At 72.7% G+C, this 20,202-nt stretch carries 17 protein-coding genes and 1 pseudogene; 17 read left to right on the forward strand and 1 reads right to left on the reverse strand.

Annotated elements, in window-relative coordinates; translation table 11 throughout:
* Positions 1-16 precede the first annotated feature (16 nt).
* From GGE06_RS30080 to GGE06_RS30150, 15 genes are read left to right on the forward strand one after another with little or no spacing between them, the layout of a single operon-like run.
* A complete protein-coding gene (locus GGE06_RS30080) occupies positions 17-2,197 on the forward strand; it encodes a bi-domain-containing oxidoreductase (RefSeq protein WP_184932316.1) in 2,181 nt (726 codons plus the stop codon).
* Positions 2,194-4,146, forward strand: coding sequence for an alginate lyase family protein (locus GGE06_RS30085; protein WP_181924470.1), 1,953 nt, complete (start codon positions 2,194-2,196; stop codon positions 4,144-4,146). The genes GGE06_RS30080 and GGE06_RS30085 overlap by 4 nt, the downstream gene beginning before the upstream one ends.
* 11 nt (positions 4,147-4,157) lie before the next feature.
* Positions 4,158-5,699 (forward strand): right-handed parallel beta-helix repeat-containing protein, encoded by a 1,542-nt coding sequence (locus GGE06_RS30090; RefSeq protein ID WP_184932317.1) that lies wholly within the window; start codon positions 4,158-4,160, stop codon positions 5,697-5,699.
* Between the two features lies 1 nt (position 5,700).
* Positions 5,701-6,951 carry an O-antigen ligase domain-containing protein gene (locus GGE06_RS30095; protein WP_184932318.1) on the forward strand — a complete coding sequence of 417 codons (1,251 nt, stop codon included), beginning with the start codon at positions 5,701-5,703 and terminating at the stop codon, positions 6,949-6,951.
* A gap of 7 nt (positions 6,952-6,958) precedes the next feature.
* The gene (locus GGE06_RS30100) at positions 6,959-8,170 is read left to right on the forward strand and encodes a glycosyltransferase (RefSeq protein ID WP_184932319.1); all 1,212 of its coding nucleotides are present in this window, start codon (positions 6,959-6,961) and stop codon (positions 8,168-8,170) included.
* Positions 8,167-9,402, forward strand: coding sequence for a class I SAM-dependent methyltransferase (locus tag GGE06_RS30105; RefSeq protein WP_184932320.1), 1,236 nt, complete (start codon positions 8,167-8,169; stop codon positions 9,400-9,402). Before GGE06_RS30100 ends, GGE06_RS30105 begins: the two co-directional genes overlap by 4 nt.
* On the forward strand, positions 9,399-10,193 hold the full coding sequence (locus tag GGE06_RS30110; RefSeq protein ID WP_116158377.1) for a glycosyltransferase family protein: 795 nt from the start codon (positions 9,399-9,401) through the stop codon (positions 10,191-10,193). The genes GGE06_RS30105 and GGE06_RS30110 overlap by 4 nt, the downstream gene beginning before the upstream one ends.
* Complete coding sequence (locus GGE06_RS30115; RefSeq protein ID WP_184932321.1) at positions 10,190-10,837, forward strand: PIG-L deacetylase family protein; 648 nt, start codon at positions 10,190-10,192, stop codon at positions 10,835-10,837. Before GGE06_RS30110 ends, GGE06_RS30115 begins: the two co-directional genes overlap by 4 nt.
* 3 nt (positions 10,838-10,840) lie before the next feature.
* Positions 10,841-11,866 carry an NAD-dependent epimerase/dehydratase family protein gene (locus GGE06_RS30120; protein ID WP_116158379.1) on the forward strand — a complete coding sequence of 342 codons (1,026 nt, stop codon included), beginning with the start codon at positions 10,841-10,843 and terminating at the stop codon, positions 11,864-11,866.
* On the forward strand, positions 11,863-13,155 hold the full coding sequence (locus GGE06_RS30125) for a DUF4910 domain-containing protein (protein WP_116165270.1): 1,293 nt from the start codon (positions 11,863-11,865) through the stop codon (positions 13,153-13,155). Before GGE06_RS30120 ends, GGE06_RS30125 begins: the two co-directional genes overlap by 4 nt.
* Positions 13,152-14,450 carry an MATE family efflux transporter gene (locus tag GGE06_RS30130; RefSeq protein ID WP_116158380.1) on the forward strand — a complete coding sequence of 433 codons (1,299 nt, stop codon included), beginning with the start codon at positions 13,152-13,154 and terminating at the stop codon, positions 14,448-14,450. The genes GGE06_RS30125 and GGE06_RS30130 overlap by 4 nt, the downstream gene beginning before the upstream one ends.
* Entirely contained in the window at positions 14,447-15,397 is a 951-nt protein-coding gene (locus tag GGE06_RS30135) for a glycosyltransferase family 2 protein (RefSeq protein ID WP_116158381.1), read from the forward strand. Before GGE06_RS30130 ends, GGE06_RS30135 begins: the two co-directional genes overlap by 4 nt.
* Positions 15,394-16,584 carry a polysaccharide pyruvyl transferase family protein gene (locus GGE06_RS30140; RefSeq protein WP_116158382.1) on the forward strand — a complete coding sequence of 397 codons (1,191 nt, stop codon included), beginning with the start codon at positions 15,394-15,396 and terminating at the stop codon, positions 16,582-16,584. Before GGE06_RS30135 ends, GGE06_RS30140 begins: the two co-directional genes overlap by 4 nt.
* Positions 16,581-17,132, forward strand: a complete 552-nt coding sequence (gene rfbC / locus GGE06_RS30145) for a dTDP-4-dehydrorhamnose 3,5-epimerase (RefSeq protein WP_184932322.1) — start codon at positions 16,581-16,583, stop codon at positions 17,130-17,132. The genes GGE06_RS30140 and rfbC overlap by 4 nt, the downstream gene beginning before the upstream one ends.
* A 7-nt stretch (positions 17,133-17,139) precedes the next feature.
* On the forward strand, positions 17,140-18,459 hold the full coding sequence (locus tag GGE06_RS30150; protein ID WP_116158384.1) for a glutamate-1-semialdehyde 2,1-aminomutase: 1,320 nt from the start codon (positions 17,140-17,142) through the stop codon (positions 18,457-18,459).
* A 2-nt stretch (positions 18,460-18,461) separates the two neighbouring features.
* On the opposite strand, the gene GGE06_RS30155 is transcribed toward GGE06_RS30150, so the two are convergent.
* On the reverse strand, positions 18,462-19,094 hold the full coding sequence (locus tag GGE06_RS30155; RefSeq protein ID WP_116158385.1) for a phosphatase PAP2 family protein: 633 nt from the start codon (positions 19,092-19,094) through the stop codon (positions 18,462-18,464).
* Between the two features lie 95 nt (positions 19,095-19,189).
* Here GGE06_RS30155 and GGE06_RS30160 point away from each other — a divergent pair, with 95 nt between their 5' ends.
* Together GGE06_RS30160 and GGE06_RS42900 are read left to right on the forward strand one after the other, a co-directional pair.
* Positions 19,190-19,573, forward strand: coding sequence for an effector-associated constant component EACC1 (locus tag GGE06_RS30160; protein WP_184932323.1), 384 nt, complete (start codon positions 19,190-19,192; stop codon positions 19,571-19,573).
* Between the two features lie 5 nt (positions 19,574-19,578).
* Positions 19,579-20,199: pseudogene (locus GGE06_RS42900) on the forward strand (caspase family protein); the annotation flags it as partial.
* Positions 20,200-20,202: the final 3 nt, after the last annotated feature.

Below are 20,202 nucleotides of genomic sequence, written 5' to 3' on the forward strand. Positions count from 1 at the left end.
GAACAAGAGGACTTCGGTGAAACAGGTCGTACAGAACTACAAGAGCGGCGAACTGGCCGTGCTCGACGTGCCGGTGCCGGGGTGCAAGCCGGGCGGTGTCCTCGTCCGGACCGCCTACTCGCTGATATCCACCGGTACGGAGCTCATGAAGGTGTCCGAGGCCGGCATGTCGATGCTGGGCAAGGCCCGCTCGCGCCCGGACCAGGTGGCCAAGGTCGTGCAGAGCGTGGCGACCAACGGGGTGCCCGCGACCTACCGCAAGGTGATGGGCAAGCTGGACTCGTACACGCCGCTGGGCTACTCGCTGTGCGGGGTGGTCGAGCAGGTCGGCGCCGGCGTCGACGACGTGAAGGTCGGCGACCTCGTGGCCTGCGCGGGCAACGAGCACGCCCTGCACGCCGAGCTGAACTGGGTGCCGAAGAACCTGTACACCCCGGTGCCGGACGGCCTCGCGCCGCGGCACGCGGCCTTCGGCACCGTCGGGTCCATCGCGCTCCAGGGCGTCCGCCAGGGCGAGTCGCGGCTCGGCGAGGTGGCGCTCGTCATCGGCCTCGGGCTGATCGGGCAGCTGGTGGTGCAGCTCCTCGCCGCCTCGGGCGTCCGCGTCGTCGGCGCCGACCCCGACCCGGCGCGCTGCGAGCTCGCCGAGCGGCTGGGCGCCGACGCCTGCGCCGATCCCGGGTCGTCGGCGGTGGAGGCCGCCGTCGCCGAGCTCACCGACGGGCACGGCGTGGACCAGGTGTACCTGGCGGCCGGTGGCGGCAGCAACCAGCCCGTCGAGCTGGCCGCCCGGCTGTGCCGGGACCGGGGCCGGGTCGTCGACATCGGCAAGTGCCGTCTGGACCTGCCGTGGAACGCGTACTACGAGAAGGAGCTCGACGTCCGGTTCTCCCGCAGTTACGGCCCGGGGCGCTACGACCCGGAGTACGAGCTGGAGGGCCGGGACTACCCGATCGGCTACGTCCGCTGGACCGAGCGCCGGAACCTGGCCTGCTTCCTCGACCTCATGGCCCGGGGCGGCGTCGACGTGGAGCCCCTGGTCTCCCACGTCGCCGACTTCGACGACGCCGTCGAGACGTACCGGTCGCTGAAGGACGGCGAACTGAAGGCCGTTGCCGTGCTGTTCCGGTACCCCGAACAGGCGGAGGAGGCCGGTGCGGCGGAGGCGCCGGCGGTGGCCGTGCCCGCGGTGCACGTGAAGCCGGCGAAGGCCCGGCCCGCCGGATCGCCGGTACGGATCGCGTTCGTCGGCGCGGGCAACTACGCCACGTCGATGCTGCTGCCGCACCTGGCCGAGCGCGAGGGCGTCGAGCTGTCCACGGTCGTCACCACGACGGCCCTGTCCGCGGCCAACGCGCAGCGGAAGTTCGGCTTCGCGCGGGCGACCACCGATCTCGACGCCGTCCTCGGCGACAAGTCCGTCGACGCGGTGTTCGTGGTCACCCGGCACAGCTCGCACGCCGAGCTGACCCGGAAGGCGCTGCTCGCCGGCAAGGCCGTGTTCGTGGAGAAGCCGCTGGCGCTCAGCGAGGACGAGCTGGCCGGTGTGCTCGCGACGGTGGAGGAGTCCGGCAACGACCGGCTGCAGGTGGGCTTCAACCGCCGGTTCGCGCCGCTGCTCCAGGAGGCGAAGAAGCGGTTCGGTGCCCGGACCGGTCCCGCGAACCTCCGCTACCTGGTCAACGCCGGGCGTCTGGAGCACGGCAGCTGGTACCTCCGGCAGGGCAGCGAGGGCTCGCGGTTCGCCGGCGAGGGCGGGCACTTCATCGACACGGCGAGCTGGCTGCTCGACGCCGACCCGGTGTCGGTGTACGCGGTGGCCACCCCCGGCAACGAGGACCTCCAGGTCGTGCTGCGCTACCCGGACGGTTCCACCGCCACCATCAGCTACGTCACCACCGGCGCCTCCGGCTACCCCAAGGAGACCCTCGACCTGGTCGCCGACGGCAAGGTGCTGCGGCTCGACGACTTCGTCCGGGCGTCGGTCTACGGACAGAAGCGGTGGGTCAGTTCGCGGCTGCCCAAGGCCCGCGACAAGGGCCAGAACGCCGAGCTGGCCGCGTTCGTCCGGGCCGTGCGGACCGGCGGTCCGATGCCGGTGCCGCTGGAGTCGCTCGTCGCCACCACGGCGGCCACCCTCGCCGTGCCGGCCGGCCTGGCGGGCGGCGCGCCGGTGACGCTGGAGAAGCGGCGATGACCGTGAAGTCGGGGAGTCCGGGCTGGTACCTGCGCCGGCTGTCCGCCATGGGACCCGGCGAGGTGGGCGGCCGGGCGGTCGACGCGGTGCGCAGACGGCGGTGGCGGTCGGCGCGCCCGGACTGCCCGGACGTGACCGGCGCCCGGTTCACCGCCGTGCTCCCCGCCGGGACGCTCGACGCGGTGGCTCCGGACGCCGCGAAGCGTCTCGTCGCCGAGGCGGACCGGCTGATGGCCGGGTACGCCGAGTACTTCGGGGTGGAGCGGGACGACCTGGCCGACCCGGACTGGTGGTTCGACCCGAAGACCGGGCGCCGCGCCCCGTCGGGGTACGCCTTCGACGTGCCGTACCGGGACGAGGAGACCGTCGGGGACGTCAAGCAGATCTGGGAGCTGTCCCGGCACCAGTACCTCACCGTGCTCGCCGCCGCCTACGCGGTCACCGGGGACGAGCGGTACGCGGAGCGCGTGGCCCGTCACCTGCGGTCGTGGTGGGCGGGCAACCCGCCGCTGCGCGGGGTGCACTGGACCAGCGGCATCGAGCTGGGGATCCGGCTGCTCTCCTGGGTGTGGGTGCGCCGGCTGCTCGACGGCTGGCCGGGCGCGGCCGCGCTGTTCGAGGAGAACCCGGTGGCGCTCCGGCAGATCTGGCACCACCAGCGCTGGCTGGCCGCCTTCCCCAGCCGGGGGTCGTCGGCGAACAACCACGTCATCGCCGAGGCCGCCGGGCAGTTCGCCGCGGCCTGCGCGTTCGACTGGTTCCCCTCCTCGGCGCGCTGGCGGGACGACGCGCTGCGCTCCCTCGACCGGCACCTTCGCGGCAACACCTTCCTGTCGGGCCTGAACCGCGAGCTGGCCTCCGAGTACCACGGCCTCGTCCTCGAACTCGGCCTGGCCGCGCTGGCCGAGGCGGACGCCGCGGGCGTGCCGGTGCCCGCGACGGTCCGGCTCGTGCTGCTGCGGATGACCGACGCGCTCGCGGCCGTCGTGGACGGCCGGCTGCGGCCGCCGCGCCAGGGTGACGCGGACGACGGGCACGGTCTGGTCGTGGACGGCTCGGGCACCGACCGCTGGGGCTCGCTCCTCGCCACCGGCGACGCCGTGTTCGGCCGGCTGGCGTGGTGGCCGGAGGTGACCGGCACCGATGTGCGCACCCCGCTGCTCGCCGCGCTGATCGGGCCCGGCGTCAGGACGTGGACCCGCCCGGCGAGCCGGCCGGTCCACTTCCCCGACGCCGGCATGACGATCCTGAGGGGTCCGGGAGAGGTCTGGGTCCGCTGCGACGGCGGTCCGCACGGGTTCCTGTCCATCGCCGCGCACGGGCACGCGGACGCGTTGTCCGTGGAGGTCCGGCACGACGGGGTCGACGTGCTCGCCGACCCGGGGACGTACTGCTACCACGGGCAGCCCGAGTGGCGTCAGTACTTCCGGTCGACCCTCGGCCACAACACCCTGCGGCTCGACGGCCGTGACCAGTCCGTCTCCGGCGGCCCGTTCCTGTGGACCCGGCACGCCGGGAGCCGCGTCCTGGTCGCGGACACCTCCAACCCGGAGGTGTCCCGCTGGTGCGCCGAGCACGACGGCTACCAGCCCTCGACGCACCGCCGACGGGTGGAGCTGACGGCCGCGAGCCGGGAGCTCCGGGTGGTCGACGAGGTGCGGGGCGGCCCGCGCGCGGCCGTGGAGCTGGCGTTCCACCTCGGCCCGACGGTCGCCGCCGAGCTGGTCGGGAGCCGGGCGGTGCTCAGCTGGAGCGTGGACGGGGAGGACCGCTCCGCGGTGCTCGACCTGCCCGCGCAGCTGTCCTGGCGGGCGCACCGCGGCGAGAGCAACCCTCCGCTGGGCTGGTACTCCGCGGGCTTCGGGCGCAAGGAGCCGGCCACCACGCTGGTCGGCACGGGCGTCGCCGACGGCGCGGAGTTCGTGACCGTACTCGGGTTCCACGGCTAGGGAGGAGGACCTTGGGGATCACGTGGCGGCACCGGGCGGTGCCGGCGGCACTGCTGGCGCTGCTCGTGGCGACCGGCTGCGAGAGCGGCACGCCGGACGCGGGGTCGACGCCGGACGCACGGCCGGGGGCCACCGCCGCTCCGTCCGCGTCCGCGGCCGTGGCCCGGGTGTGCGCCGAGCCCGCGGCCGGTCCTGCGAAGGCTCCGGCGGGCGCGGTGACGGTCGACCCCGGGGTCGTCGGGGACCTGGCGGCGAAGACCGAGGACAGTCCGCCGCACACCACGTTCTGGCTGCGGCCGGGCCGGCACAGGCTGGACCCGGGCGAGTACGACCAGGTCCTCCCCAAGGAGGGGAACGCGTACCTCGGGGCGCCGGGCGCGGTGCTCGACGGCGCGCGGACCAACCACTACGCGTTCGGCGGCACCGCCCGCGACGTCACGATCCGGTACCTGACCGTGCAGGGTTTCACCGCGCCGCAGGACGAGGGCGTGGTCAACCACGACATGGCCGACGGGTGGGTGATCGAGCACGCGACGATCCAGCACAACTCCGGCGCCGGGCTGATGGCCGGTGCCCGTCAGCGGGTCCGCGCCAGCTGCCTGCGCGGCAACGGCCAGTACGGCATGAACGCGTACAAGACCGGTGACTCCATCAAGGGCCTGGTCGTCGAGGGCAACGAGATCACCGGCAACAACACCGACGACTGGGAGCGGAAGCAGCCGGGCTGCGGCTGCACGGGAGGCATCAAGTTCTGGGCGGTCGACGGCGCCGACATCCGCGGCAACTGGGTGCACGACAACCGTGGAACCGGGCTGTGGGCGGACAACAACAACAACGACTTCCTCTTCGAGGACAACGTCCTCGAAGCCAACGACGGTGCCGCGCTGATGTACGAGACCAGCTACAACGCGGTCGTCCGGAACAACACGATCCGGCGGAACAACTGGGTCGAGGGCCGCGCGGCCGCCAAGGACGGCGACGACTTCCCGTACGCGACCGTCTACGTGTCGGAGGCGGGCGGCGAGCCGCGGATCCCCGCCCGCACCGACAGGATCGAGATCTACGGGAACGTCCTTGAGGACAACTGGTCCGGGATCACCCTGTGGGAGAACGCCGACCGGTTCTGCAACAGCCCGGCCAACACCTCGACCGGCTACTGCACCCTGCTGGTGAAGGGCACCAAGCGCTGCGCGCAGCCGGGGATCGCGACCGCGCCGCTCTACGCGGACTGCCGGTGGAAGACCCAGCGGGTGGACATCCACGGCAACCGCTTCGTCCTCGACAAGTCCGTCCTCGGCTGCACGGTCCTGTGCGACCGCATGGCGGTGCTCTCGAACGAGGGCACCTCTCCGGACTGGTCGCCGTACAAGGGCGACCGGGTGGCGCAGGCGATCACCCTCCGGCAGGACAACCGCTGGCACGACAACGTGTACGTCGGGCCGTGGACGTTCGTCGCCCACGACGCGGGCCGGACGCTCGGCTCCGGGCAGTGGCAGGGCACGCCGTACGGGCAGGACGCGGGCAGCACCTTCCGTACGCAGGACGGTGGTTGAGATGCGTACCGTCGAGAGGCACGCGGACGAGGCGCCGAAGTCGGTCGGGGCGGCCTGGGCGCTCCTCGCCCTCAACGTGCTCGGCTCCGCCGGGGCGAAGACCGTCGTCACGATCCCCCGCTCCCTCATCCAGATGGTCACCATGGGAGCGCTGGTCGGCGCGTTCACGCTGGCGCTCACCGCCAACCTCCGGCTGCGGATCCGGCCCAGCGCCTTCGTGTTCCTGCTGACCCTGCTGCTCGTACCGAGCCTGATCTCCAGCGTGGACGTCGGGGCCGGCGCGCTGTTCCGCTGCGCGCGCCTCGCGCTGTTCGTCGGCACGCTGTGGCTGCTCAGCCGCTGGTGGGACGGCAGCCTGAGGTTCGTCCGGTACCACATCCGGATGTACTTCGCGGTGCTCGTCCTGGTGGCCGCCGGCCTGGTCGTCTCACCGGGCACGGCCATGCCCGAGTACTACGGCGGGCGTCTCGTGGGCGCGTTGTGGCCGCTGACGCCGCCGCAGATCGGGCAGTACTCCGCGGTGGTCATCGGGCTCTCCGTGCTGCTCCTGCTCGGCCGCCGGACCACGCTGACCGGGGCGGCGGTGGTCATCGTGCCGTCGTTCGTGCTGCTCGCGATGACCCACACCCGGACGGCGACGCTCGGCATGATCATCGGTCTGGTCCTGGCGATCGGCTCCCTCTTCCTGACCAGCGCCGCGGCGCGCAGGTTCTTCGGCTGGACGGTGCTGTGCGCCTCGGTGGGCGCGGTGGTGTTCGGCTCCGCGCTGCGGACCTGGTTCCTGCGCGGGCAGAGCCAGGAGAACTTCTCCAACCTCACCGGCCGGGCCAAGGTCTGGGACTCCCTCCTGTCGGCGCCCCGGACGACCGGGGAGACGGTCTTCGGCCTGGGCCTGGGCGACAAGTCGTGGGACGGGCTGCCGATCGACAACAGCTGGCTGGCCGTCTACAACGAGCAGGGGCTGCTCGGCGTCGCCATCGTGGCGGCGTTCCTCCTCGCGCTCGGCGGCATCGCGCTGCTGCGGCCGCCGTCGCTGTCGAGGGCCTGCGCGATCTTCCTGATCAGCTACTGCGCGATCTCCTCGTACACCGAGGTCGGTCTCGGCGACGCCTCGGCGTATCTGCTGCACCTGGCCCTGGCCGCCTCGCTGCTCGCGGCGCCCGCCCCGGCCGAGCCCCTCCCGACGCCCGAGCTTCCCCGACAGAGGTCCGACATTTCCCGCATACGTGTCCCGCGATGGGCCCGGAGGTGATCTGAGCATGCGTGTACTGGTCGTGCACAACCGCTACTCGTCGGCGCAGCCGAGCGGGGAGAACAGGGTCGTCGACGAGGAGGTGGGGCTGCTGCGCGCGGCCGGCCACCGGGTCGAGCTGTTCGAGCGGCGCAGTGACGACATCGCCGGCCGTTCCCTCCTCGGCAAGGCCGCGGTGCCGCTCCTCGTGCCGTGGAACCCCGCGGTCCGTACGGAGCTGGCGGCGAGGCTGCGCGCCGACCGGCCGGACGTGGTGCACGTCCACAACGTCTTCCCGCTGCTCTCCCCCGCGGTCATCACCGCGTGCGCCGACGCGGGCGTGCCCGTCGTCGCCACGCTGCACAACTACACCCAGGTCTGCCCGCCCGGCACGCTGCACCGGGACGGCCGGCCGTGCACCGAGTGCGTCGGGTCGGCGACGTCGCTGCCCGCCGTCCGGCACGGCTGCTACCGGAACTCGCGGCTCGCGACGGTGCCGCTCGCGGTCAGCCTGGCGGTCAACCGGCGGCGGTGGTGGTCGGGCGTGGAGCGGTTCCTCTGCATCTCCTCGGCGCAGCGCGACCTCCTGGTGAGTTCGGGCATGCCGGCCGAACGCCTCGCGGTGAAGCACAACTTCGTGCCGGATCCGGGCACCGTCCGCACGGGCACGGGCGAGCACGTGCTCTTCCTGGGCCGGCTGGCCGAGCCCAAGGGCGTGCGGCTGCTCATGGCCGCGTGGGACGCGCTGGCGGCGGACGGCGGTGTGGGCGTGCCGCTGGTGCTCGCGGGCGCGGGGCCGATGGAGCCGGAGGTGACGGCCTGGGCGGCGGGCCGGGACGACGTGCGGTACGCCGGCCTGTACGACCCGGCCCAGTGCCGGGAGGCCGTCGCGCGGTCGGTCGCCGTGGTGGCCCCCTCGGTGGCGAGGGAGACGTTCGGCCTGGTGGTCGCCGAGGCGATGGCGGCCGGGGTCCCGGCGGTCGCCGCCGGTCACGGCGGCTTCGTCGAACTCGTCGACGAGGGGGTGACGGGGCTGCTGCACCGGCCGGGCGAGGCCGCCTCGCTCGCCGCCTGCCTGCGGCGGGTCACGGACGGGCCGGACCGGAACCGGGAGATGGGCCGTGCGGCCCGGCGCCGTTACGAGCGGCTCTTCAGCCCGTCCGTCGGGCTGGAGCGTCTGGTGGAGGAGTACCGCACCGCGATCGCGGGTCGGACGGAATCAATGGGGGGCAGTAAATGACACGATGCCGACTCTGCGGCTCGGCGACGCTGGCGAGCGTCGTCGATCTGGGGGCGACGCCACCGTGCGAGAGCTTTCTCGCCGCGGACCAGCTGGACCGGCCGGAGCCCGCGTACCCGCTGCACCTGCGGGTCTGCACCGACTGCTGGCTGGCGCAGATCCCGCCGCTGATCACGCCGGAGGAGACGTTCAAGGAGTACGCGTACTTCTCCTCGTACTCGACGTCCTGGGTGGAGCACGCGCGGACGTTCGTCACGGACGCCGTGGAGCGGCTCGGCCTCGGCGGCGACTCGTTCGTGGTCGAGGTCGCGAGCAACGACGGCTATCTGCTGAAGCACGTGGTGGACCGCGGGATCCGCTGCCTCGGCGTCGAGCCCTCGGTGAACGTCGGCGCCGCCGCGCGGGAGGCGGGCGTGCCCACGGTCACGGAGTTCCTGAGCCCGGACACCGGCGCGGCCGTCCGCGCGGAGCACGGCCCGGCGGACCTGGTCGTGGCCAACAACGTGTACGCGCACATCCCCGACGTCGTCGGCTTCACCCAGGGGCTGCGGGCCCTCGTCGCGGACGACGGCTGGGTCTCCATCGAGGTGCAGCACCTGCTGACCCTGATCGAGGAGAACCAGTACGACACGATCTACCACGAGCACTTCCAGTACTACACGGTCGCGTCCGCGATCCGCGCGCTCGCGAGCGGCGGACTCACGCTGGTGGACGTCGAGCTGCTGCCGACGCACGGCGGCTCCATCCGGCTGTGGGCCCGGCCTGCGGCGGTGGCCGGGGAGCCGAGCGGTCGTGTGGCCGAGGTCCTCGACCGGGAGAAGGCGGCCGGGCTCCAGGAGCTGTCCGGGTACACCGAGTTCTCCGACCGGGTGGCGAAGGTGCGGCGGGACCTGCTGCGGTTCCTCATCGAGGCGGCCGACCGCGGTGAGACGGTCGTCGGCTACGGCGCCCCCGGCAAGGGCAACACCCTGCTCAACCACTGCGGCATCCGGCCCGACCTCCTCGCGTACACGGTCGACCGGAACCCGTACAAGCACGGCAGGTTCACCCCGGGCACCCGCATCCCGATCCTGCCGCCCGAGCGGATCGCCGAGGACCGGCCGGACTACGTCCTCGTCCTCCCGTGGAACCTGCGGGCCGAGCTGGTCGAGCAGCTGTCCTTCGTGCACGAGTGGGGCGGCCGCCTTGTCTTCCCCATCCCGGAACTGAGCATGGTCGAGGTGGAGCGATGAAGGTCGTACTGTTCTGCGGCGGTTACGGGATGCGGATGCGCAACGGGACCTCCGACGACGTGCCCAAGCCGATGGCGATGGTCGGCCCGAGGCCGCTGATCTGGCACGTCATGCGCTACTACGCGCACTTCGGGCACACGGAGTTCATCCTGTGCCTCGGCTACGGGGCCCACCACATCAAGGACTTCTTCCTCCACTACGAGGAGACGACGTCCAACGACTTCGTCCTGCGCGGCGGGCGGACCGAGCTGCTGTCCACCGACATATCCGACTGGACGATCACGTTCGCGCAGACCGGCATCGAGTCGCCGATCGGCGAGCGGCTGCGCCGGGTCCGGCACCACCTGGACGGCGACGAGATGTTCCTCGCCAACTACGCCGACGTGCTCACCGACGCGCCGCTCGACGAGATGATCGACCGGTTCTCCCAGCGGGACGCCGGCGCGTCGATGATGGTGGTGCCGCCGCAGTCCTCGTTCCACTGCGTGGAGCTCGGCGAGGACAACCTGGTCGGGGGCATCACCGCGGTGAGCGATCTGCCGCTGTGGGAGAACGGCGGCTACTTCGTGCTCCGCCAGGAGGTCTTCGACCACATACCCGAGAACGGCGACCTGGTCGCCGACGGATGCGCGGGCCTGGCCAAGGAGGGCCGCCTGGTGGCGCACCAGCACCGCGGCTTCTGGAAGCCGACCGACACCGTGAAGGAGCGGGCCGCGCTCGACGAGGCCTACGCGCGGGGCGACCGGCCGTGGGCCGTGTGGGAGCGGGACGACGCCGGGGTGGGCGCGTGATCAAGCTCAAGGCCGGGCGCCCGGACCGGATCGTCGCGGTCGGCGCGCACTGCGACGACATCGCCATCGGCGCCGGCGGCACGCTCCTGACGCTGTGCCTCGCGCGGCCGGGCATCCGCGTCGACGCGCTGGTGCTCTCCGGCGGCGGCACCGAGCGCGAGCAGGAGGAACAGGCCGCGCTCGCCGCCTTCTGCCCGGGCGCCGACCTGCGCCTCACCGTGCTCAAGCTGCCGGACGGCCGGATGCCCGCGCACTGGGAGGAGGCCAAGTCCGCCGTCGAGGAGCTGCGCGGGCGGACCGAGCCTGACCTGGTCCTGGCCCCGCGGACCGAGGACGCGCACCAGGACCACCGCGGCCTGGCGCAGCTGATCCCCACCGCGTTCCGCGACCACCTCGTGCTCGGCTACGAGATCGTCAAGTGGGACGCCGACCTCGGCCGGCCGGTGGCGTACCAGCCGCTGTCGCCGGAGGTCGCCGAACAGAAGGTGCGGCTGCTGCAGGAGCACTACCCCTCGCAGCGGCACCGCCCCTGGTACGACCGGGAGGCCTTCCTCGGCCTGGCCCGGATCCGGGGCATCGAAAGCCAGACGCGTTACGCCGAGGCGTTCGCCGTCACCAAACTCACTCTCGACCTGGGGGAATGAACCTTGCGCGTACTGCTGACCGGACACCAGGGCTACCTGGGCACCGTGATGGCCCCGGTCCTCACGGCCGCCGGACACGAAGTCGTCGGCCTCGACGCCGGTCTGTTCGCCGACTGCGTCCTCGGCCCGCAGCCCGCGGACCCGCAGGGGCCCCGCGTGGACCTGCGCGACGTCACGGCCGAGCACGTGGCCGGGGTGGACGCCGTGATCCACCTGGCCGCGCTGTCCAACGACCCGCTGGGCTCGCTGGCACCGGAGCTCACCTACGACATCAACCACCACGCGTCCGTACGCCTCGCCCGGCTGGCCCGCGAAGCAGGGGTGCGGCGCTTCCTGTACGCGTCGACGTGCTCGGTGTACGGCGCCGCGGGTGGTGACGACCTGGTGGCCGAGGACGCGCCGCTGCGCCCGGTGACGCCGTACGCGGAGTCCAAGGTGCGGGTGGAGGACGACCTGCACGAGCTGGCCGACGGCGACTTCAGCCCGGTGTACATGCGCAACGCCACCGCCTTCGGCTACTCGCCGCGGCTGCGCGCCGACATCGTCCTCAACAACCTGGTGGGCCATGCGCTCCTGTCCGGCGAGGTCCTCGTGCTCTCCGACGGCACCCCGTGGCGCCCGCTGGTGCACGCCGCCGACATCGCCCGTGCCTTCACGGCCGCGCTCGACGCGCCCCGGGATGCGGTGCACGACCGGGCGTTCAACATCGGCAGCGAGGTCAACAACGTCACGGTCGCCGAGATCGCCGAGCAGGTCGCGGAGGCGGTCGAGGGCGCCAAGGTGCGGATCACCGGCGAGAACGGCGCCGACCCCCGCTCGTACCGGGTGGACTTCTCGCGCTTCCGCGGCGCGATCCCCGGCTTCGACTGCGCGTGGACGGTGAAGCAGGGCGCGCTCGAACTCGCCGACGCCTACCGGAAGCACGGGCTGACCAAGGAGGCCTTCGAGCAGCGCTTCACCCGCCTCGCCGTGCTCCGCGCGGCGTCCGAGAACGGCACGGTCGACGACACCCTGCGGTGGCGCCGATGACCGAGGCACAGCCGGTCACCGCGACCGGCGAGGACATGCACAAGCTGGTGGAGCGGATGTACCCGCTCTGCCGGAGCATCACCGGCGACGGCGTGCGCGCCACCCTGGACATCGTCGGCGAGTACATCCCGCTCCAGGTGCACGAGGTGCCGACCGGGACGCAGGTGCTCGACTGGACGGTGCCGCAGGAGTGGAACGTCCGGGACGCGTACGTCGCCGACGCCACCGGCAGGCGGGTCGTCGACTTCGCCGCGTCCAGCCTGCACGTGCTCGGCTACAGCGTGCCGGTGTCGGCGACCATGCCGCTGTCCGAGCTGCGCCCCCACCTGCACACCCTGCCGGAGCACCCGTCCTGGGTGCCGTACCGCACCAGCTACTACAAGCCGGAGTGGGGGTTCTGCCTGGCCCAGGAGACCCTGGACGCGCTGCCGGAGGGCGACTACGAGGTGCGCGTGGACTCCACGCTCGCCGACGGCCACCTCACCTACGCCGAGCACGTGGTCCCCGGGCAGGTCGAGGACGAGGTGATCGTCTCCTGCCACGTCTGCCACCCGTCGCTGGCCAACGACAACCTGGCCGGCATCGCGGTGGCGACGTTCCTGGCCCGGGAGCTCGCGGAGCGGACGCCGTACTACACGTACCGCTTCCTGTTCGCGCCCGGCACGATCGGGGCGATCACCTGGCTGGCCCGCAACAGGGAGCGGGTGGACCGGGTCAAGCACGGGCTCGTCCTGGCCTGCGCGGGCGACCCGGGCTCGCTGACGTACAAGCGGAGCAGGCGCGGGGACGCGGAGATCGACCGGGTGCTGCGGCACGTCCTGGAGACCTCCGAACGCCCGCACCGGATCACCGAGTTCACTCCGTACGGCTACGACGAGCGGCAGTTCTGCTCCCCCGGGTTCGACCTCGGCGTGGGCTCGCTCACCCGGACCCCGTACGCCGGCTATCCGGAGTACCACACGTCGGCGGACGACCTGGACTTCGTCTCCCCGGAGGCGATGGCGGACACGCTCGCCGTCTGCCGCGAGGCGTTCGCCCTCCTCGACCGCAATCGGCGGTACGTCAACCTCAGCCCGTACGGCGAGCCGCAGCTCGGCCGGCGCGGTCTGTACGACGCGCTCGGCGGGCGCAGCGACACCAAGCAGGCCCAGATGGCGATGCTGTGGGTGCTCAACCTCTCCGACGGCGAGCACGGTCTGCTCGACGTCGCCGAGCGGTCCGGGCTGCCGTTCGACACCGTCGCCGCCGCGGCCGACGCCCTGCGGGGCGCCGGGCTGATCGAGGCATGACGCCGGTGACCACCGAGGAGGAGAAGACGACGGCACCGGCCGGGTCCGCCCGGCGGGCCGTCGTCGGCCGCCTGTCCTGGGGCCTTGCCGACCAGGCGGCCTCCAGCATGAGCAACTTCGCGGTGGGTGTCTACGTGGCGCGCTCGCTGGGGCCGACCGCGTTCGGCGTGTTCAGCCTGGCCTGGGTGACGTACGGGGTGGTGCTCGGTGCCTCCCGCGGGCTTGCCACCGACCCGCTGGTGGTGCGGTTCAGCGCCGTGCCCGAGGCGTCCTGGCGCGCGGCGGTGGCCCGGTCGTCGGGCGCCGCGCTCGGCCTCGGTGCCGCCGTCGGCGCGGTGTGCCTCCTCGTCGGGCTCGCGCTCGGCGGCAGCGTGGGCCCCGCGTTCGCCTGCCTGGGCGTCGTCCTGCCGGGACTGCTGCTGCAGGACGCCTGGCGGTTCGCGTTCTTCGCGGCCGGCGCCGGGAAGAAGGCGTTCCTCAACGACCTCGTGTGGGGCGTCGCGCTCGTCCCCGCGATGGTCGTGGCGGCGCGCATGGGCAGCGTGGCCGCCTTCGTGCTCGCCTGGGGCGGGTCCGCGGCGGTCGCCGCGGGCTACGGCTCCCTCCAGTCCGGCATCCGGCCCCGCCTCGCGCAGGCCCGCGGGTGGCTCCGCGAGCAGCGCGACCTCGGCTACCGGTACCTCGTCGAGAACAGCAGCCTCAGCGGCGCGGGCCAGCTGCGGGCGTACGGACTCGGCGCGATCGCCGGTGTCGGCGCGGTGGGCGCGGTCCGGGGCGCGGAGCTCCTGCAGGGCCCGTTCCTCGCCCTGCTCATGGGCCTGTCCCTCGTCACCGTCGCCGAGGCGGCGCGGGTGCTGCGGCGGGCCCCGGACCGGCTCGGCCGGTTCTGTCTGCTGCTCGGCGGCGGGCAGGCCGTCGCCGCGCTGCTCTGGGGCGCGGCGCTGCTCCTCGTACCGGACGGGCTCGGCGAGCTCGTGCTCGGCGGCGTCTGGCACTCCGCCTCGGAGCTCATCGTGCCGGCCACGCTCAGTGTCGCGGGCGCCGGCCTCGGCACCGGCGCGGCGGCCGGGCTGCGCGCGCTCGGCGCGGCCCGGCGCAGCCTGCGCGCCCAGCTCTTCGCCTCCGTCTGCTACGCCGGCGGCGGGCTCGGCGGCGCGGCCGTGGCCGGCACGGTCGGCTCGGCCTGGGGCGTCGCCGCCGCGACCGTCGGCAGCTCGGCCGTGTGGTGGCTGCACCTGCGCGCCGGCCGGCGCGAGCACCACGTGAACTCGATCCCCGAAGTGAGGACCTCATGACCGCCCGACCCAGGCTGACCATCGGCCTGCCCGTGTACAACGGCGAGGAGTACCTCGCCGAATCGCTCGACGCCCTCCTCGGCCAGACCTACGGGGACTTCGAGCTGGTCATCTCCGACAACGCCTCGACCGACGGGACCCAGGACATCTGCCGCGCGTACGCGGAGAAGGACGGGCGCATCCGGTACATCCGGCTGCCCCGGAACGTCGGCGCCACGCCGAACCACAACCGTGTGTTCGCCGAGTGCCGCACCGAACTGTTCAAGTGGGCCTCGCACGACGACCTGTACGCCCGGGACCTCCTCAAGCGCTGCGTGGAGGCGCTCGACGAGCGGCCGGACGTGATCCTCGCCCACGCCGACCAGGCGGTCGTCGACGAGGACGGCCAGGTGAAGGTCCCGTACGAGTACAAGCTCGCCACCGGCTCCCCGAAGGCGCCGGTGCGGTTCCGCAGCATGCTGTTCGAGCCGGGCGGCGACGACTTCTACGGGGTGATCCGGGCCGATGTGCTGCGCCGGGTGAAGCCGCTCGACAGCTACCACCACGCGGACCGCACGTTCGTCTCCGAGATCGGCCTGCACGGAGCCTTCCACCAGGTGCCGGAGCTGCTGTACTTCCGACGCGACCACCCCACCCGCGCCGAGCGGGCCAACCCCTCCAAGCGCTCCCGGTGCGTCAACCTGGACCCGCGCCGGGCGGGCCGGCTGCACCCGACGCCCCGGCTGCTCGCCGAGTACGTCTGGGGCTTCGTCTCGGCGATCCGGCGGGCGCCGCTGTCCGCCGCCGACCGGCGCGCCTGCTACCGCCACCTGGCCGAGTGGGCGTCCAGCCGGGCCCGTCCGGGCGGCGCGGGCGAGCGGGTCGAGGACCGGGCGCCGGTCGACCCTGCCCTGCTCGCCGTCTCGGTCGACGCGCTGGTGGCGGGGCGTGAAGGACGGCGGTCGTGACGCCGGTACGGGTCGGGGTCTTCGGCCTGCTCGGCTCCGGGAACCTGGGCAACGACGGATCGCTCGAAGCCGTCCTCGGCCACCTCCGCGCGGAGCACCCGGAGGCGGTCGTCGACGCGCTCTGCGGCGGGCCCGAGGCGGTGACGGCCCGGTTCGGGATCCCCGCGACGCGACTGCACTGGTACCGCGGGGAGTACCGGACGGCCTCGCGTGCGGGCGCGGTCGCGGGCAAGGGCCTGGGCAAGCTCGTCGACGTCTTCCGCACGGCCGCCTGGGTGCGGAGGCACGACGTGGTGATCGTCCCGGGCATGGGCGTCCTGGAGGCCACGCTGCCGCTGCGGCCGTGGGGCTTCCCGTACGCGCTGTTCCTGCTCTGCGCCTCCGGCCGTCTGGTCGGCACCCCGGTCGCGCTGGTCGGTGTCGGCGCCGCGACGATCCGCAACCGGCCGACCCGGGCCCTGGTGCGCTGGTCGGCACGGCTCGCCGCGTACCGCTCGTACCGGGACGCCCAGTCCCGTGACGCCATGCGGGCGATGGGCGTGGACACGGCGCGCGACGAGGTCCACCCGGACCTCGCGTTCGCCCTGCCGACGCCGGAGCCGAGCGCGGCCCCGGGTCTGGTCTGCGTCGGCGTCATGGCCTTCCACGGGGGCAACGACGACCGGGCCCGGGCGGAGGAGATCCATCGGCGCTATCTGGACGGGACGACCCGCTTCGTCCGCGCGCTGGTCGAGGACGGCAGGCAGGTGCGGCTGCTCACGGGCGACGAGGTCGACGGGCCGGTGGTCGCGTCGATCCTCGACGCGGTGGACTCGCCGCTGCTCACCGCGGCCGAGACGTCCTCGCTGGCCGACCTGATGAAGGAGATGGCGGCCGCGGACAGTGTGGTGGCGATCCGCTACCACAACCTGATCTGCGCGCTGAAGACGGGAACCCCGGTGCTCGCGGTCACCTACGCGGCGAAGAGCGACGCGCTCATGGCCGGGATGGGCCTCGGCGAGTACTGCCACCCGGCACGCGAACTGGACGCGGACCGCCTGCTGGACCAGTTCCGCTCCCTGGAGAAGCGATCGCCCGAACTGCGCCAGACCCTGAATGACCGGAACAAGGCAGCGGCAGAGCAACTGACGGCCCATCTCACCACCTTGACGACGACCCTGTTCCCCGCACACCGGAAGGCCACATGAAAGCGACCGAAGTCCCGGAGATCGCCGGCGCGTACCTGTTCGAGCCGACGCCGTACGCCGACGAGCGCGGCTTCTTCAGCCGCACCTTCGACGTGGACGTGGTCCGCTCGGTGGGCCTCGACCCGTACGCCTTCGTCCAGGACAGCCTGTCCCGCTCGGTCCGCGGGGTCCTGCGCGGCCTGCACCTGCGCTCCGGCGAGGGCGAGGCGAAGCTGGTGCGCTGCTCGTACGGACGCATCTTCGACGTCGTGGTGGACCTGCGCCCGGACTCCCCCACGTACCGCAACGTGGCCACCTTCCACCTCTCCGACGAGACGCAGACGACCCTGTACATCCCGGCGGGGTGCGCGCACGGCTTCCAGGCGCTGACGGAGACCGCGGACACCTCGTACCGGATAGACCGCCCGCACGACCCCACCGAGGACGTGACGATCGTCTTCGACGACCCGGAACTCGCCATCCCCTGGCCTCTGCCGGTCACGTCGATGTCCCAGCGGGACCGGGAGGCACCGAGCCTCGCCGAGGTCCTGAAGCACCAAGAGAAGTGAGGTCGGCGTGAACACCGAACAGTTCGAACTCCCCAGGTCACGGGAGGCGAACGAGCGCCTGCACACCCTGATCCCCGGGGGCGCGCACACCTACGCCAAGGGCGACGACCAGTACCCCGAGCACCTGGCCCCGGTCATCAGCCACGGCCGGGGCGCCCATGTGTGGGACGTCGACGGCAACCGCTACATCGAGTACGGCTCCGGCCTGCGGTCGGTCAGCCTCGGCCACGCCCACCCGCGCGTGGTGGAGGCGGCGCGGCGGGAACTGGACCGCGGCAGCAACTTCGTCCGCCCGTCGGTCCTGGAGGTCGAGGCGGCGGAACGCTTCCTGGCCACCGTGCCGACCGCGGAGATGGTGAAGTTCGCGAAGAACGGCTCGGACGCCACGACGGCGGCGGTGCGCCTGGCGCGCGCGGTCACGGGCCGCGCAAGGGTGGCGCTCTGCGCGGACCACCCCTTCTTCTCCGTGGACGACTGGTTCATCGGCACGACACCGATGGCGGCGGGAATCCCGCCCACGGACCTGACGCTGAAGTTCCCGTACGGAGACCTGAAGGCCACGGAGGAGCTGCTCGCCCGGCACGGGGACGACATAGCCTGTCTGATCCTGGAACCGGCCACCCAGACGGAACCGCCGCAGGGCTACCTGGCGGGCCTCCGTGAACTGGCGGACAGACACGGCTGCGTCCTGATCTTCGACGAGATGATCACCGGCTTCCGCTGGTCCGAGGCGGGCGCGCAGGGCCTGTACGGCGTGGTCCCGGACCTCTCGACGTTCGGCAAGGCGCTGGGCAACGGCTTCGCGGTCTCGGCACTGGCGGGCCGCCGCGACCTGATGGAACGAGGAGGCCTGCGCCACTCGGACGACCGCGTCTTCCTCCTCTCCACCACACACGGCGCGGAGACGCACTCCCTGGCGGCGGCGATGGCGGTCCAGGCCACGTACACGGAGGAAGGCATCACGGCCCAACTGCACGCCCTGGGCGAGCGCTTGGCGGCAGGCGTCCGTGCGGCGGCAGCGGCGACGGGCGTAGGGGACCACGTGGTCGTACGGGGCAGGCCGAGCAACCTGGTCTTCGCCACGCTCGACGAGAACGGGCAGCCGTCACAGGAGTACCGCACCCTGTTCCTGCACCGGCTGCTCGCGGGCGGGGTGCTGGCCCCGTCGTTCGTGGTGAGCAGCGCACTGACCGAGGAGGACATCGACCGCACGGTCGAGGCGGTGTCCGAGGCGTGCGCGGTGTACCGGAAGGCCCTGGACGCCGGGGACCCCACCGCCTGGCTGGCGGGCAGACCGGTGAAGCCGGTGTTCCGCCGCCGGGCATAGGGTCACCGCCGGCCGTCAGCCACCCGATCGACGCCCCAGGCGACCGCCGGTACCACCGCCACCGCGGTGCACCAGCCGCCGACGACGTCGGTCGGGTAGTGCGCACCGAGCACGACCTGCGCCCAGCCCATGAAGGCGGCGGCGAAGAGGGTCGACACCATCACGAGCGACACCCCCACGGTCCTGCCGACCCGGAGCCCCCCGGCGACGAGCAACGCCACCACCAGGGCGAACGCCGTGAAGAAAGCGGTGTGCCCACTGGGGAACGACAGGTTGTCACCGTGAATGGTGCGCCCCACAAGGGACTTGAGCACCTTGGCCACCCCGACGGCCGTCCCGACCCCGAGCACGACGAACACCGCGGCACGGGGCCGCCGCAGGAGCAGGCAGCCCAGCACGGCGGCCCCGACGAGCAGGGGCGCTCCGACGGGCTCGCCCAGGAAGTCCATGACCTGAGCGACGTACGACCACGGCGGCGCCGCCCCGTTGACCACGGCCCACACCCGCAGGTCCACCACACTGGCCCGACTGTCCCCGGCAAAGAGAACCCCGAGCCCGAAGAGAACCACCGCACCGAAACCGGCGATCCCCGCAAGCCAAGACCGCAGCACCACAGGCGACACGACACCCCGCACCCGCGACGCACCTCCCCCTACGACGAAGCCCCTTGCCACCCTAATCAAGCGGAGCGGGCCTGATGTTGATTCTCCGCGAGCCCTAAGCTGACCGTATGACGATCATCACCGTGCGCGCGGCCGGCGATTCAGCCGCCGTCGAGGCGGAACTGCAGTCCCTCGGAGCCTGGTTGGAGGACGACCGGGTGGTACGGCGGCATGTCCGCGGCGAGTTGGGAAGCTCACTTGCGCCCGTGCCCGGGCAGCAAGGCGACGGGATCGACATCCTCTCCCTCGTCCTCAGCAGCGGCCTCGGCGCCGCCTCGCTCGCCGCCGCCGTCGCCTCCTGGCGATCCACCCGCACGCCGTCGCCGACACTCGTCGTGCAGCGGCCCGACGGCACCCGCGTCGAGATCAGCGGGCACAGCCAGGAGGAGGCGGAGAAACTGATGCGCTCGCTCCTGAACGACGGCGAGGGTCCGGGGGGTTCGGCGGCTTGACCGCGTTGCCCGACCCGGACGGGACCCGGGTCCTGCTGATCGGGGCGAGCGAGTTCACCTCCCTGGACGGCCTGTCGGCCGTGGCGGGCAATCTGGCCCTGCTCCGCGACCTCTTCACGGACCTGTGGAAACTGCCGCCCGGTCACGTCACCGTGGTCGCGAACCCCTCCATCCCCCGTGACGTGTCGCGGGCGGTCCAGGAGGCCGTCGACGCGGCCACGGACACCCTGCTCGTCTACTACGCGGGTCACGGCCTGCTCGATCCCCGTACCGGGAAACTCCACCTGGCCACCGAGACGAGCGATCCCAAGTCGGTCCACGACACCGCCACGCCCTACGAGTGGATCCGCTGGCCGGTCGAGAAGAGCCCGGCCATGCGCCGGATCGTCGTCCTGGACTGCTGCTACAGCGCGCGGGCCTTCGGGGTCCAGTCGGCCGCCGCCGCGCTGGAGGTGGACGGCACCTACCTCCTCGCGGCATCCGCGGAGACGGCCGTGGCGCTCTCCCCGCCGGGCGAGCCGCTCACCGCCTTCACCGGTGAGCTGGTCACGCTGATGCAGGAGGGCATGCCGGGCGGGCCCGAGTACCTGGACCTCGACACGCTCTTCACCCGGCTCCGTACGCGACTG

It is taken from the genome of Streptomyces nymphaeiformis (genome assembly GCF_014203895.1).
GTDB classification, from domain to species: domain Bacteria; phylum Actinomycetota; class Actinomycetes; order Streptomycetales; family Streptomycetaceae; genus Streptomyces; species Streptomyces nymphaeiformis.

What these genes read in the sequence shown, in the direction of transcription:
- GGE06_RS30130 (WP_116158380.1), top strand. Translation starts at nt 13,152, where the DNA reads ATGACGCCGGTGACCACCGAGGAGGAGAAGACGACGGCACCGGCCGGG.
- GGE06_RS30110 (WP_116158377.1), top strand. Translation starts at nt 9,399, where the DNA reads ATGAAGGTCGTACTGTTCTGCGGCGGTTACGGGATGCGGATGCGCAAC.
- GGE06_RS30100 (WP_184932319.1), top strand. Translation starts at nt 6,959, where the DNA reads ATGCGTGTACTGGTCGTGCACAACCGCTACTCGTCGGCGCAGCCGAGC.
- GGE06_RS30135 (WP_116158381.1), top strand. Translation starts at nt 14,447, where the DNA reads ATGACCGCCCGACCCAGGCTGACCATCGGCCTGCCCGTGTACAACGGC.
- GGE06_RS30085 (WP_181924470.1), top strand. Translation starts at nt 2,194, where the DNA reads ATGACCGTGAAGTCGGGGAGTCCGGGCTGGTACCTGCGCCGGCTGTCC.
- rfbC (WP_184932322.1), top strand. Translation starts at nt 16,581, where the DNA reads ATGAAAGCGACCGAAGTCCCGGAGATCGCCGGCGCGTACCTGTTCGAG.
- GGE06_RS30105 (WP_184932320.1), top strand. Translation starts at nt 8,167, where the DNA reads ATGACACGATGCCGACTCTGCGGCTCGGCGACGCTGGCGAGCGTCGTC.
- GGE06_RS30160 (WP_184932323.1), top strand. Translation starts at nt 19,190, where the DNA reads ATGACGATCATCACCGTGCGCGCGGCCGGCGATTCAGCCGCCGTCGAG.
- GGE06_RS30095 (WP_184932318.1), top strand. Translation starts at nt 5,701, where the DNA reads ATGCGTACCGTCGAGAGGCACGCGGACGAGGCGCCGAAGTCGGTCGGG.
- GGE06_RS30125 (WP_116165270.1), top strand. Translation starts at nt 11,863, where the DNA reads ATGACCGAGGCACAGCCGGTCACCGCGACCGGCGAGGACATGCACAAG.